The sequence below is a fragment of the Actinoplanes sp. NPDC000266 genome, from assembly GCF_042899005.1.
In the GTDB taxonomy this organism is placed as follows: Bacteria; Actinomycetota; Actinomycetes; order Mycobacteriales; family Micromonosporaceae; genus Actinoplanes.
The window spans coordinates 328,163-340,789 of sequence record NZ_JBIAZI010000012.1; the positions used below are offsets into that span (position 1 = coordinate 328,163).

Here is a 12,627-nt window from a genome sequence, read left to right on the forward strand (position 1 = left end):
CCGAACATCGTCCTGACGTGGGTCACGCACGCTGCCGGGAGAGTCGGCGGCATGAGACGCATGAAGATGACCGTTCTCGGTCTGGCCGGCATGCTCGCGCTGGCCGGTTGTGCCGCTCCGGCCGCGGCGGCGGACACGGCCGACGAGACGCAGGCGCTGACGGCCGTCAGCCTCGGCAGCCCCGAGCCCTCCGCGAGCGCCGGGGAAGCGAAAGCCGGGGAAGCGAAGGAGGGGCGGGCCAAGCACAAGCGGCCCTACCTGCGGAAGAACACCCTGCACGGCGAGATCGTCGTGCAGGGCAAGGACGGCCCCAGGACGATCGTCGTCCAGCGCGGCACCGTCACCGCCACCGACGACAAGACGCTGAGCGTGAAGTCCACCGACGGCTTCACGCAGACCTGGACCAAGGGCGAGAAGGTCACCGTCCGGGGGGAGCTGACGCCCGGCGCCGAGGTCGGGGTGGCCGGCCGCGAGGAGGGCGGCAAGACCATCGCCCGCCTGGTGATCGTCAAGAAGAAGTAACACCGAGAGTGCTCTCCCGCGCGATCAGCCGGTGCTCGGCCCGCAGTTCCACGCCGGGCACCGGTGACGGGCTGGCGATGCGCTTGACCAGGCGGTCGACCGCCATCTGGGCGATCGCCTTCTTGTCGGGCTGGATCGTGCTGATCGTCGGGCTGCTGTACCGCCCGTCCTCGATGTCGTCGTAGCCGATGATGGCCACGTCCTCCGGCACCCGCAGACCGCGCTGGTGCAGGCTGTGTATGGCCCCGGAGGCGACCAGGTCGCTGTAGCAGAACACCGCGTCCGGCGGGTCCGCCCGGTCGAGCAGGGCCGCCATCGCCGTCGCGCCGTCGACCCGGTTGAAGCGGGCCGTGCTGATGATGAGCGACTCGTCCACCGGCCGGCCGTGCGCCTCGTGCGCGACCCGGAAGCCCTGCGTGCGCAGCTGCGCCGCCTCGCCGGTCGGGTACGGCTGGTCGCCGATGGCCGCGATCCTCCGCCGGCCGATCGAGAACAGGTGGTTCACCGCGTCGGTCGACGCGGCCACGTCGTCGATGCCCACGTGGTCGAACGTCCCGTCCGACGAGCGCTCACCCAGCACGACCAGGGGCAGGTCGGGGTCCCGTACGGAAAGATCCTCCTGAGAGAGGCCCAGAGGGCTGAAGATCATGCCGTCGAAGAGGAAGCGGCGCGAGCCCCGGCCGATCAGCTCGCCCTCGTGCTCGCGGTCGCCGTCGGTCTGGTCGACCAGCACGTTGTATCCGAGCTTGCGGGCGGCCGGGATGATCCCCTGCAGCAGCTCGGCGAAGTACGGGGTGTCCAGATAGGGCACGACCACCACGATCTGCCCGGAACGGCCGGTGGCCAGATTCCGCGCGAGCACGTTGGGCCGATATCCGAGCTGGGCGATGGCCCGCTCCACCTTCTCGCGGGTCGCGTCGGTCACCCGGGCGTAGCCGTTGACCACGTTCGACACGGTGCGCGGCGAGACACCGGCCAGCTCCGCGACATCACGGAGCGTAGTTTCCCGCATGGGCCCCCCTTGGATTCGCACGAGAATATTTCCGGCAGGTTGCCTCTTGCCAGAGCCGAACGGCCGGGGCATAGTCCTTTGCAGCGCTGCAAAGCGCAATCTACATCACACCAACCCCCACGAGTGGTGTACTCCCCCGCCATTCGGCTCCAGATCCATAGATCGCGCCGACGTGACAGTCGGTGATGTCGGCGCGCCCTTGTCCAGGAGGCCGGAAGATGCGAAACCTAACAAAAGCCGCGATGAGCCTCGCGCTGATCACCACGCTGACCGCATGTGGCGGCGGCGATGATCAGGAAACAACGGCCGCCAAGCCGACGAACTGCACGAACAAGATCGTCAACGAGGCCGCGCCCCGGGTCCTGGTCTGGGCCTGGTACCCGAACATGGCCAAGGTCGTCGACAACTTCAACAACCAGCACACCGACGTCCAGGTCTGCTGGACCAACGCCGGGCAGGGCCAGCCCGAGTACGAGAAGTTCCAGACCGCCATCGCGGCCAAGAAGGGCGCGCCCGACGTCATCATGCTCGAGGCCGATCAGCTCGTCGGCTTCGAGATCCAGGACGCGCTGGTCGACCTCGTCCCGTACGGCGCCAACGACGTCAAGAAGAACTTCAGCGAGGGCGCCTGGAAGGACGTCTCGCAGGGCGACAAGGTCTTCGCGGCGCCGGTCGACGGCGGCCCCATGGCGCTGATCTACCGCACCGACATCTTCGACAAATACAAGATCAAACCGCCGAAGACCTGGGCCGAGTACGCCGAGGCAGCCGCCAAGGTCAAAGCGGCCGGCGGGCCCGTCTTCGGCGACTTCGGCAGCAACGTGCCGGCCGTGACCACCGCCCTGATGATCCAGAAGGGCGCTCAGCCGTTCGTCTACGACCTGTCCGACAAGCAGAACATCACGGTCAAGCTCGACGACCAGGCGACCAAGGACGTGCTGAACTTCTGGGGCGACCTGTCCAAGAAGGGCCTGGTCGGCAAGGAGGACCAGTTCACCACCGACTACATCGCGGGCATGGTCGGCGGTAAGTACGCCACCTACGTCTCGGCCGCCTGGGCCCCCGGCTATCTGACCGGCGCCGGCGTCGGCAACGGCAAGGAGAAGGGCAAGTTCGCGGTCGCCCCGCTGCCGCAGTGGGACACGGCCAGCCCGGTCAGCGTCAACTGGGGCGGTTCCGCCTTCGCGGTCACCAGCCAGGCCGCCGACAAGGCGAACGCGGCCAAGGTCGCCCTGGGCCTGTACGCCGACGAGGCGTCGCTGACCGACGGCTGGAAGACCCAGACGATCTTCCCGCTCAACCAGAGCGTGCTGACCTCGGACGAGTTCGTGAACGCGAAGGTCGAGTTCTTCAACGGCCAGACCGCCAACAAGGACATCTACATCCCGGCCGAGAACGCGTACAAGGGCGCCACCTACAGCCCCTTCACGGTCTATTACTACGCGCAGCTCCAGGCGCAGATCGTGAAGATCAACGAGGGCAAGACGACCGGTGAGCAGGCGGCCACCGACCTGCACAACCAGATCGTCCAGTACGCGAAGACCCAGGGCTTCACGGTGAAATAGCGATGACCCAGCTGCAGACGGCGCCGCGTGTGGACCTACGGCAGGCGGCGCCGAAGACAAAGCGCAGGAGAAGGTTCGCGGGCTGGCTCTTCATCCTGCCGTTCCTCATCGTCTTCCTGGCCTTCCTGGTGGCGCCGCTGTTCTACGCGGGCTATCTGAGTCTCTGGACGAAAGGACTGGCCACCGGGACGACGTTCGCGGGATTCGACAACTACACGCGCGCCTTCGAGGATCCGTCGTTCCGCAAGGGACTCTGGTTCGTGCTGCGGTTCAGCGTCGTCGTCATTCCGCTGCAGATCATCGTCGCCCTGGTCGCGGCGCTCGTGCTCGACGAGGTGACCGGCCGCCTGGCCCGCTTCTCGCGGCTGGTCATCTTCCTCCCGTACGCCATTCCGGCCGTTCTCGGCGCTCTCATGTGGGGCTTTCTCTACAGCCCGAGCTTCGGCCCGATCGAGCAGATCGCGACCGCGTTCGACGTGCGGGCGCCGTTCCTGCTCAGCCAGGGCAACATCTTCTACGGCCTGCTCAACGTGGTGACCTGGCAGTGGTCCGGCTACTACATGATCATCATCTACGCGGCCCTGCGCAGCATCGACACGTCCATCTACGAGGCCGCGCGCATCGACGGGGCCAGCGCCCGGCAGATCGCGCTGCGCATCAAAGTCCCGATGGTCTCGTCCGCGCTCGTGCTGATCCTGGTCTTCTCGCTCATCGGCACCCTGCAGTTCTTCACCGAACCGCAGATCCTGGGCCCGATCGCCAACGGATCGGTCACGCCCGACTTCACGCCGAACATCTACGCGTACAACCTCGCCTTCCGCTACGCGCAGTTCAACTACGCCTCGGCCATCTCGTTCTCGCTCGGCTTCGTGGTCTTCTTGGCGGTGGGCATCTTCATGTTCGTCACCCGCAAGAAGGGGAGCATCTTCACATGACCAGGCCCCGCCACATCTGGGCCAAGCTCCTGCTGCTGGCCATGGTGTGCTACTTCCTCATCCCGGTCTGGTGGCTGCTGGTCGCCAGCACCAAGAACGCCGAAGGGCTGTTCTCCGGCAACGGCGCGCTGTGGTTCTCGAACGGCTTCCACCTCTTCGAGAACCTGGGCGACCTGTTCACCTACAACAACGGCGAATATCTGCGCTGGCTGGGCAATTCCGCGCTGTACGCCTTCGCCGGCGGCATCGGGTGCACCATCATCTCGGTACTGGCCGGCTACGGTTTCGCGAAGTTCACCTTCCGGGGCCGCACCGTGGTCTTCGCGGCCGTGCTGGGCTCGGTGATGGTGCCGCTGACCGCGCTGGTGATCCCGACGTTCGTGCTCATGTCGAACGCCGGGCTCACCGACACCATCTGGGCGGTCATCCTGCCCTCGCTGCTCAGCCCGTTCGCGGTCTATCTCATGCGGGTGTACGCCTCGGCGTCCGTCCCGGACGAGCTGCTCGACGCGGCCCGCATCGACGGCGCCGGCGAGCTGCGGACCTTCGTCAAGGTGGCGCTGCCGCTCATGCGCCCCGGAGTGATCACGGTGCTGCTGCTGTCGGTCGTCTCCACATGGAACAACTTCTTCCTGCCACTGACCATGCTGTCCACCTCGAAGCTCTATCCGCTCACGGTCGGCATCGGCCTGTGGGAACAGCTGGCGAGTTCGAACAACGGCGGCGGCCAGTCCCTCTGGAACCTGATCATCGTCGGTTCGCTGGTGTCGATCGTCCCGCTCGTCGTCGCCTTCCTCACCCTCCAGAAGTACTGGCAGGGCGGTCTGGCCGTAGGAAGCCTCAAGTAAAGGAACAACGTGCTCAACGCCAAGCTGCACCTCGACCCCGACCGTGTCGTCGCCCCCGTCTCCCGCCGCACCTTCGGCTCGTTCGTCGAGCACATGGGCCGCTGCGTCTACGGCGGTATCTACGAGCCGTCGCACCCCTCGGCCGACGCCGACGGTTTCCGCGCCGACGTGCTCGCCCTCGTCCGGGAACTGGGGGTATCGCTCGTCCGCTACCCCGGCGGCAACTTCGTCTCCGGATATAAGTGGGAGGACGGCGTCGGCCCCGTCGACGGCCGGCCCGTGCGCCGCGACCTGGCCTGGCACAGCCTGGAGACCAACGAGGTCGGCGTGGACGAGTTCATGCGCTGGGCGGGCAAGGCCGGGGTCGAGGTCATGTACGCCCTCAACCTGGGCACCCGCGGCGTCCAGGAGGCCCTCGACGTCCACGAGTACCTCAACCAGCCCGACCGCACCCACTTCGCCGAGTTGCGCCGCGAGAACGGGTCGGAGAAACCGTACGGAATAAGCATGTTCTGTCTCGGCAACGAGATGGACGGGCCTTGGCAGACCGGGCACAAGACCGCTCGGGAGTACGGGCGCCTGGCCGCCGAGACGGCGCGGGCGCTGCGCTCGGCCCAGCCGGAGGTGGAGCTCATCGCCTGCGGCAGCTCGAGCTCGTCCATGCCGACGTTCGGCGCCTGGGAGTCGGAGGTGCTGGAGCTGGCGTACGACCAGGTCGACTACATCTCGGCCCACGCCTACTACGAGCCGCTGAACGGCGACGTCGGCTCGTTCCTGGCCTCGGCGGTCGACATGGACCACTTCATCGACAGCGTGGTGGCGACGGCGGACAGCGTGGGCGCCCGTCTGAAGTCGAAGAAGCGCATCAACATCTCGTTCGACGAGTGGAACGTCTGGTACCTGAGCCGCTACGAGGCGTCCCGCTCGTCGATCACCGAGTGGGAGGTGGCCCCGCGCGTCATCGAGGACAGCTACAACGTGGCCGACGCGGTGGTGGTCGGCAGCCTGCTCATCTCGCTGCTGCGCCACAGCGACCGGGTCACCGCGGCCTGCCTGGCCCAGCTGGTGAACGTGATCGCCCCGATCCGCAGCGAGCCCGACGGCGAGGCCTGGCGGCAGACCACGTTCCACCCGTTCGCCCTGACGTCCCGTCTGTCCTCGGGCGACGTCCTCGACGTCAAAATCGATTCCCCGGTGTACGACACCACGCGCTTCGGGCCGGTGCCGGTCGTCGACGCCGTGGCCACCCACGAGGACGGCGCCCTGTCGGTCTTCGTGGTCAACCGGCACCAGACCGAGAGCGTGTCGTTCTCGTTCCCACTGCCCGGCCCGGCGTCTTCGGTGGGGGAAGCCTGGGTGCTCAGCGACGACGACCTGACCGCCACCAACACCCAGTCCGCGCCCGACCGGGTCACCCCGCGCGAACTGGCAGCCGAGGTCTCGGACGGCACGGTCACGGTGACGCTGCCGCCGGTGTCGTGGAGCGCGATCCGCCTCACCTGATCACTGCCGCATGATTCCTGGCTGCGCAGCGAGGGCAGACCTGCGGGCATGGTGTGAGGGCAGCGGTCTCGGCGAGGCCGCTGCCGTGCAGGATCAGCTCGACCGCGTCGCCGAAGGTGACGGATTCGCCGATGATCTCCTCGCCCGGCACCCCGAGCACGTCGAGCGGCGTGTACCACTCGCGCATCTGCTCAGCGGTGACCGGAATCGGCTCCGGCCGCCGCTGGTGGCGGCGCACCGTCTCGGCGAACGAGACGTCCATCCAGTAGACGGCGGCCGGGCCGGGATGTTCGGCGATCAGTTCGCGGAGCGGCACCCCGTATCGGCCGGTGTGCAGAATGCCCTCGAGCACGACGTGATACCCACCGGCGAGAGCGGCCCGCACGACGCTCATGATGAAGGCCGGCGCGATCGCCGGGGTCTCGTCGCTGCCGTGCTCCCGCAACACCACCCGGCGCAGATGGTCCTGCTCGATCAGCGCACAGCCACGCCCGTACCGCCGGCGCACCTCCCGGGCGATCGAGGTCTTCCCCGATCCGCTGTTCCCCCGGACGACCACCAGGCGCGGCGCACCGCTCCCCCGGCCGCCCATGGATGCCCGCACGCCGCCAGGTGACACGATGACTCCCCTTTCCGCCGGACACCAACCGTATGACCAACGGTGCCGGCCGAGGGTCAGGTGGCGGGGGTCAGGTGGCGGGGGTCAGGTGGCGGGGGTCAGGTCGCGGTGGTGGCGGGTCCACGTGCCCTTGCCCTGGCGCTTCGCGGCGTACATGGCCAGGTCGGCGTCGCGCAGCAGCGAGTCGACGTCGTCGTGGCGGGTGGCGCAGGCGATGCCGATGCTGGCGTTGGCCCGTACGGCCGTGTCCTCGAACGGGATCGGGTCGGCCAGCTCGCGCAGGATGCGCTCCGACGTGTGCTCGGCGCCCTCGGCGTCGCACTCGCGCAGCAGCACCGCGAACTCGTCGCCGCCGAGGCGGGCCACCACGTCGCCCGGGCGCACGCAGGCCGTCAGCTTGCCGCCCACGCCGGCCAGCAGCACGTCGCCGGCGGCGTGGCCCAGGGTGTCGTTGACCGCCTTGAAGCCGTCCAGGTCGATCAGCAGCAGCGAGGTGTTCTCCGCCTCGTGGCGCAGCGCCAGCGTCACCTCCTCGTGGAAGTGGGTGCGGTTGGCCAGGCCGGTCAGCCCGTCGTAGAGGGCCTGGTGCCGCAGCCGCGCCTCGTGCTCACGCAGCTGGTCGATGAGGCGGTTGTTCTCGTGGAACGCGGCCAGCTGGCGGCAGACGACCAGCGCCACGATGACGCCCAGGCCGGCCATCGCGCCCCACAGGCGCGGGTGCGGACCGGCCGGCGTCTCGACGAGAACCGTGGTGAAGGCGACGGCGATCGACCCGTACGGCAGGAGGCTGTACGGACGGCGCCGGCGTGACCCGAACGCCGAGCCCTGGTCGAACCGGGCCACGTCCTCCTGGATCCTCGCGCCCAGGCCGATCAGCAGCGACGGCAGCAGGCGCACGACGAAGACGTACGGCTCAAGCGTGCCGTCGGCGTTCGGCTCCAGGAAGAAACCGACGCTGTTCAGCCCGGCCGCGACGATCATCGGGATGGCCGCGGCCCGGTGCATGGGCGCGTTGCCGCTGAGCACCAGCTTCACCGCCGCGAAGCACGAGGTGAGGATGACGCAGCCGGCGGCCAGCGTCCCGGCGATGTTGCCGCCGTCCTCCTGCGAGGGCTCGATCGCGAAGCAGTACGCCACGACGGCCCCGCCGACCAGCACGGTCGACGAGTCGAGCCAGAACGCCACCTTCTCCCGGCGCGAGCTGCCCGGGATCGGGTGCAGCAGCATCGCCACGATGATGGCGAGCAGCCCCACCGCGAACAGCAGCCCCTGCACCGGCCCACCGGCCGTGTCCTTCTGGCCGTGGCCGGCGAACGCGGTGAACGCCTGCACGGTGTCGCCGACCGTGAAGAGCACGCCGGCCACGGTCATGACCAGCCAGAACCTCCGGATGGCCCCGGTCGCCACGCGGTGGACCCGCCACGCCGAGTAGGCCAGCAGCGCGTCGAGCGGCGGCTGGACCGCCCAGAAGGCGCGCACGTGGTCGTCGGCGGCGTCGAGCGAGTACAGCAGCCCGGCGCCGGCCAGCGTCCACAGCACGGCCGCCACCATGAGCGGATCGCGGAGAAGACGGTTCACCTCTGCGGTATCGGCCGTTCCGGCTCCGGTCTGAGTGTTACCCCGGCCTCGCCCGGCGGGCGGGCGCGCAGCGGAATGGTGAGCAATGCGGCCGCGGCGACCAGCACCAGGACCACGACCATGGCGCCGCGCAGGCCGTAGTGGTCGCCGAGGAAGCCGAGCGACGGCGGGCCGACGAGGAAGGCGACGTAGCCGAGGGACGCGACCAGGGAGACCCGGGCGGTGGCGTTCGGGCCCGAGTCGGCGGCGGCCGACAGCGCGACCGGGAAGCCGAGGGCGGCGCCCAGGCCCCAGAGCACGACGGCCGCGCTCGCCACGGCGCTGCTGTCGGCCAGCACGACCAGGGCCAGGCCGATCCCGCCGATGACCGCGCTGGCGCCGAGGATCACCGGGCGGGTGAAGCGCGCCAGAAACCAGCCGCCGATGAAGCGCCCGGCCGCCATCGCGATGTTGAAGGCCAGATAGACGCCGGAGCTGTACGCCACGCTCAGGCCGTGCCCGTCCACCATGATCAGCGGTAGCCAGTCGTTGGCCGAGCCCTCGGCCAGCGCCAGGGCCAGGATGATGCCGCCGATGAGCAGGAGCTGGGTGTCGCGCCAGAGCCTGGGCGAGGGGCCGGCCGCCGCCTCTTTCTTCGGCGCGCGGCCCACCCCGTACGGCAATCTCCGCACTGAGAAGAAAGCCACCGGCACCGAGAGAAGGCCCACCAGCGTGAGGTGCCAGATCACCGGCAATCCGACGGCGGTGAGCAGGGCGCCGGCCGCGGCCCCGACGACCGTGCCGAAGCTGTAGAAGCCGTGCAGGGTCGGCAGGACCACCTTGCCGGTGAGGCGCTCGACGTCGGCGCCCTCGACGTTCATGGCGACCTCGCCGCCGCCGACCCCGAAGCCGCACAGGAACAGGCCCGCGGCGACCAGCACGCTCTGCGACAGCTGCGCGCCCAGGCCGACCACCGGCACGCCGATCAGCAGGGCGGTGATCCCGGCGGTGATGACCGGGCGCGCGCCGAACCGGCTGACCATGGCGCCCGAGCCGAGCACACCGAGCATCGAACCGGCCGAGAGGCCGAAGAGCACCAGGCCCATCTCGGCGGTCGAGGCGCCGAGCAGGTCACGGACGTCCGGAGTACGGGTCACCCACGACGAGAGCGCGACCCCGGGAATGAAGAACAGCAGGAAAAGGGCGGTGCGACGGCTCATTGGCCGTGGACTGACCGGATGACCCGAGCCGGGTTGCCCACGGCGACGACGTTCGCCGGGATGTCCTTGGTGACGACCGCACCGGCCCCGATCACCGAGTTCTCCCCGATGGTCACGCCGGGGCAGATCACGGCCATGCCGCCGATCCACACGTTGTCGCCGATCGTGATCGGCAGGGCCGCCTCCCACTTCTCCCGGCGCGGCTCCGGATCGACCGGGTGGGTGGGCGTCAGCAGCTGCACGTTCGGTCCGAGCAGCACGTCGTCGCCGATGCGGATCTCGGCCACGTCCAGGGCCATCAACCCGTAGTTGATGAACACCCGGTCGCCGATGTGCAGGTGGCTGCCGTAGTCGACGTGCAGGGGCGGGCGGATGTCCACGTCCTCGCCGATCGAGCCGAGCAGCTCGCGCAGCAGCTTGCGGCGGCCGTCGCCGTCACGGGGATCGCTGTCGTTGAGCGCCTTGGTCAGCACCATCGCGTGGAGCATCTCGGCTTCCAGCTCCGGGTCGGCGCCCCGGTACAGATCGCCGGCCAGCATGCGCTCGCGCATGCTCCGCGAGTCGGGAGAGGTCATGTGTACGATCGTACACATTTGGGGTCAGCTTTTGCGCCTCATCACCAACCACGAGATCCAGCCGGCGCCGATGATGAAGCCGAAGCTGATGACGCGGTAGAGGACCACGGCGGCGATGGCCGTGCCGGTCGTGACCCCGCCGGCCACCAGGCCCAGGACGAGGGCGCTGTCGATGATGCCGAGCCCGCCCGGGACGATCGTGATCGTCCCGGCCGCCATGCCGGCGCAGAAGGCCAGCAGGACCTCGGTGCCGTCGATCGGAGCGTCGGTCACGGCCCGCAGGCACAGCCACAGGCAGGCGGCGTCGAGACCCCAGTTCAGCACCGCGAAGACGGCCGCCGCGGTGCCCCGCACGGGAGTGAGGCGGGCCGAGCCGAGCTGCGCCACGAACACGCGCACCGGCTCCAGGCCGTGCTCCGCCGGACGGCGGCGCAGCCGGTTGACGACGGCCAGCACGGCCCGGACCGGCGGTTCCACGCTCTCCGGCCGGCGGGTCACCTGCCGGATCGCCACGACGATCAGGACGGTGAGCGCGGCCAGGCCGGCCAGGCTGTACCACTGCGGAGTGCCGTCCGAGGCGAGCGCGCCGACGGCGGTGACCAGCGCCAGCGCGGCGGTGGACAGGATGCCCGAGAGCGCGATGCACCACGAGGCGACCGCGGGCGTGGCGCCGAAGCGGCGCATCTGCTGATAGTTGAACTGGGTGGAGAAGGCGGGACCGCCCGGCAGCGTCTCGTTGAGCGAGTGGGCGGCGTACGCCAGGGCGACGTTCTTGCGGATCGGCACGCGCAGGCCGGCCGAGCGCAGCAGGACCTGCTGCATCCGGGCGTACGTCCGCATGGCGAGCAGCTCGGCCGCGAGCGCGCCGGCCAGCCAGCCCGGGTGCGGGGCGCTGAGCTGGGTGAACGCCGCCGACAGCGACGGCCAGCCCATCGCGAACTCGACCCCGAACAGCACCAGCAGCGCCACCACGGCGGCCCGCCGGGCCCAGGTGCGCGCGGCACGCCGATCGCCGGTGGGCACGCTGGTCGCTGTCATGCCCTCAAGATTCGGCTCCGCTGAGCGGATGCTGAGGCAGGATGACCGGTCATGGAACCAGCGGTGATCACGGCGGCCCGGGAGGGGGACCTGACCGCGCTGCGGCCCTTGCTCGGCGGGGTGGACGCGCGCGGGTGGATGGGCGAGACGGCGCTGCACGCGGCGGCGGCCGCCGGGTCGACCGGCGCCGTCCGGATGCTGCTCGGGGCGGGAGCGACGGCGCGGGCCCGGCGCGACAACGGGGACACACCGCTGCACCGGGCGGCGACCGGGGAGATCGCCGCGCTGCTGATCGAAGCGGCCCGCGAGGTCACGCCCGACCAGCACAACGAGCATGGCCAGACGCCGCTGCACTGCGCCCGGGACCGCGAGGTCACCGAGGTGTTGCTGCGGCGGGGCGCCTCGCTCCTGGCGAGAGATTCCTTCGGCCGTACGCCGTTGCACGACGCCGGCGCGGAAAAGGCCCGGACCCTGCTCGACGCGGGGGCGCAGGTCGATGCCCGGGACAACTTCGGCGAGACGCCGCTGCACCGTGCCCTCCGAACCGGCGACACCGCGCTGGTGGAGCTGCTTCTCACCGAAGGAGCCGATCCGGCCGTACGCGATGAACGCGGCCGAAGCCCTCTCCATCTCGCCCGGCAGCTCGGGTTGCGGCAACCGGCCGCCTCCAGCGCCGCGCTGGCCGAGCCGCCGGCCGTCGCGCAGAAAGCCCTGCGCGTGGGCCGGGACCCGACGTGGCGTTCAGCGTCGCCGGGCACGCCACGCTGCTCCGCTGGCGGCTCGGCCCCGCGCCGCACCCCGAGGCGACCGTCCCGACCGAGCACATCGCGTTCCGCGACCTCGCCGTCCACGACCCCGGCCATGGTGGCCGGCCGCTGATCGCGGTCGCGCCGGTGGAGGCGCCCGCCGAACTGCGCGGCCCCGATCTCACGGAACCGGACCCGCTCGACGGCCTCGACGACGTCACCGCGCTGGCCTTCTCCCCCGACGGTCGCCGGCTGGCCGCGGCGACCAGTCACGAGCGGGTGGTGCTCTACGACCTGGCCGCCCGCCGGATCACCGCCGACGTGGAGGCCGGTGAACGCACCGACGGCGTCGCCTTCTCCCCCGGCGGGGCCCTGCTCGCCACGACGTGCTCGTTCCAGGGCGCCCACGTACGTCTCGACCGGGTCACCGCCGGCGGCGGCCTCGAGCCGGTGACCGAGATCGAGCCGCTCGCCGGCGACACGATCC

12 protein-coding genes are annotated in these 12,627 nt (G+C 70.0%); 6 read left to right on the plus strand and 6 right to left on the minus strand.

Annotation, left to right across the window (positions count from 1 at the left end):
• Positions 1–51: 51 nt before the first annotated feature.
• Positions 52–522 carry a hypothetical protein gene (locus ACFY36_RS40890; protein WP_499751290.1) on the plus strand — a complete coding sequence of 157 codons (471 nt, stop codon included), beginning with the start codon at positions 52–54 and terminating at the stop codon, positions 520–522.
• Here ACFY36_RS40890 and ACFY36_RS40895 read toward each other — a convergent pair.
• The gene (locus ACFY36_RS40895; RefSeq protein WP_499751291.1) at positions 509–1,534 is read right to left on the minus strand and encodes a LacI family DNA-binding transcriptional regulator; all 1,026 of its coding nucleotides are present in this window, start codon (positions 1,532–1,534) and stop codon (positions 509–511) included. The two genes, ACFY36_RS40890 and ACFY36_RS40895, sit on opposite strands and share 14 nt — an antisense overlap.
• 242 nt (positions 1,535–1,776) lie before the next feature.
• Here ACFY36_RS40895 and ACFY36_RS40900 point away from each other — a divergent pair, with 242 nt between their 5' ends.
• From ACFY36_RS40900 to arfA, 4 genes are read left to right on the plus strand one after another with little or no spacing between them, the layout of a single operon-like run.
• Entirely contained in the window at positions 1,777–3,099 is a 1,323-nt protein-coding gene (locus ACFY36_RS40900) for an ABC transporter substrate-binding protein (RefSeq protein ID WP_499751292.1), read from the plus strand.
• 2 nt (positions 3,100–3,101) lie between these two features.
• Complete coding sequence (locus tag ACFY36_RS40905; protein ID WP_499751293.1) at positions 3,102–4,034, plus strand: carbohydrate ABC transporter permease; 933 nt, start codon at positions 3,102–3,104, stop codon at positions 4,032–4,034.
• On the plus strand, positions 4,031–4,882 hold the full coding sequence (locus tag ACFY36_RS40910) for a carbohydrate ABC transporter permease (RefSeq protein ID WP_499751294.1): 852 nt from the start codon (positions 4,031–4,033) through the stop codon (positions 4,880–4,882). Before ACFY36_RS40905 ends, ACFY36_RS40910 begins: the two co-directional genes overlap by 4 nt.
• Positions 4,883–4,891: 9 nt before the next feature.
• Positions 4,892–6,385, plus strand: a complete 1,494-nt coding sequence (arfA, locus tag ACFY36_RS40915) for an arabinosylfuranosidase ArfA (protein ID WP_499751295.1) — start codon at positions 4,892–4,894, stop codon at positions 6,383–6,385.
• Here arfA and ACFY36_RS40920 read toward each other — a convergent pair.
• The 5 genes from ACFY36_RS40920 to ACFY36_RS40940 all read right to left on the minus strand — a co-directional run bounded on the left by ACFY36_RS40920 (position 6,378) and on the right by ACFY36_RS40940 (position 11,394).
• The gene (locus ACFY36_RS40920; protein WP_499751336.1) at positions 6,378–6,977 is read right to left on the minus strand and encodes an AAA family ATPase; all 600 of its coding nucleotides are present in this window, start codon (positions 6,975–6,977) and stop codon (positions 6,378–6,380) included. The genes arfA and ACFY36_RS40920 overlap by 8 nt on opposite strands.
• A gap of 111 nt (positions 6,978–7,088) precedes the next feature.
• Positions 7,089–8,582 (minus strand): diguanylate cyclase domain-containing protein, encoded by a 1,494-nt coding sequence (locus tag ACFY36_RS40925; RefSeq protein ID WP_499751296.1) that lies wholly within the window; start codon positions 8,580–8,582, stop codon positions 7,089–7,091.
• Complete coding sequence (locus ACFY36_RS40930) at positions 8,579–9,781, minus strand: MFS transporter (protein WP_499751297.1); 1,203 nt, start codon at positions 9,779–9,781, stop codon at positions 8,579–8,581. The genes ACFY36_RS40925 and ACFY36_RS40930 overlap by 4 nt, the downstream gene beginning before the upstream one ends.
• On the minus strand, positions 9,778–10,356 hold the full coding sequence (locus ACFY36_RS40935) for a sugar O-acetyltransferase (RefSeq protein ID WP_499751298.1): 579 nt from the start codon (positions 10,354–10,356) through the stop codon (positions 9,778–9,780). Before ACFY36_RS40935 ends, ACFY36_RS40930 begins: the two co-directional genes overlap by 4 nt.
• A 24-nt stretch (positions 10,357–10,380) precedes the next feature.
• A complete protein-coding gene (locus ACFY36_RS40940; RefSeq protein WP_499751299.1) occupies positions 10,381–11,394 on the minus strand; it encodes a lysylphosphatidylglycerol synthase transmembrane domain-containing protein in 1,014 nt (337 codons plus the stop codon).
• A 51-nt stretch (positions 11,395–11,445) separates the two neighbouring features.
• On the opposite strand from ACFY36_RS40940, the gene ACFY36_RS40945 reads away from it, so the two are divergent.
• Entirely contained in the window at positions 11,446–12,273 is an 828-nt protein-coding gene (locus ACFY36_RS40945) for an ankyrin repeat domain-containing protein (RefSeq protein WP_499751300.1), read from the plus strand.
• The last annotated feature ends 354 nt before the right edge of the window (positions 12,274–12,627 follow it).

What these genes read in the sequence shown, in the direction of transcription:
- ACFY36_RS40890 (WP_499751290.1), top strand. Translation starts at nt 52, where the DNA reads ATGAGACGCATGAAGATGACCGTTCTCGGTCTGGCCGGCATGCTCGCG.
- ACFY36_RS40895 (WP_499751291.1), bottom strand. Translation starts at nt 1,534, where the DNA reads ATGCGGGAAACTACGCTCCGTGATGTCGCGGAGCTGGCCGGTGTCTCG.
- ACFY36_RS40900 (WP_499751292.1), top strand. Translation starts at nt 1,777, where the DNA reads ATGAGCCTCGCGCTGATCACCACGCTGACCGCATGTGGCGGCGGCGAT.
- ACFY36_RS40905 (WP_499751293.1), top strand. Translation starts at nt 3,102, where the DNA reads ATGACCCAGCTGCAGACGGCGCCGCGTGTGGACCTACGGCAGGCGGCG.
- ACFY36_RS40910 (WP_499751294.1), top strand. Translation starts at nt 4,031, where the DNA reads ATGACCAGGCCCCGCCACATCTGGGCCAAGCTCCTGCTGCTGGCCATG.
- ACFY36_RS40920 (WP_499751336.1), bottom strand. Translation starts at nt 6,977, where the DNA reads ATGGGCGGCCGGGGGAGCGGTGCGCCGCGCCTGGTGGTCGTCCGGGGG.
- ACFY36_RS40930 (WP_499751297.1), bottom strand. Translation starts at nt 9,781, where the DNA reads ATGAGCCGTCGCACCGCCCTTTTCCTGCTGTTCTTCATTCCCGGGGTC.
- ACFY36_RS40935 (WP_499751298.1), bottom strand. Translation starts at nt 10,356, where the DNA reads ATGACCTCTCCCGACTCGCGGAGCATGCGCGAGCGCATGCTGGCCGGC.
- ACFY36_RS40940 (WP_499751299.1), bottom strand. Translation starts at nt 11,394, where the DNA reads ATGACAGCGACCAGCGTGCCCACCGGCGATCGGCGTGCCGCGCGCACC.
- ACFY36_RS40945 (WP_499751300.1), top strand. Translation starts at nt 11,446, where the DNA reads ATGGAACCAGCGGTGATCACGGCGGCCCGGGAGGGGGACCTGACCGCG.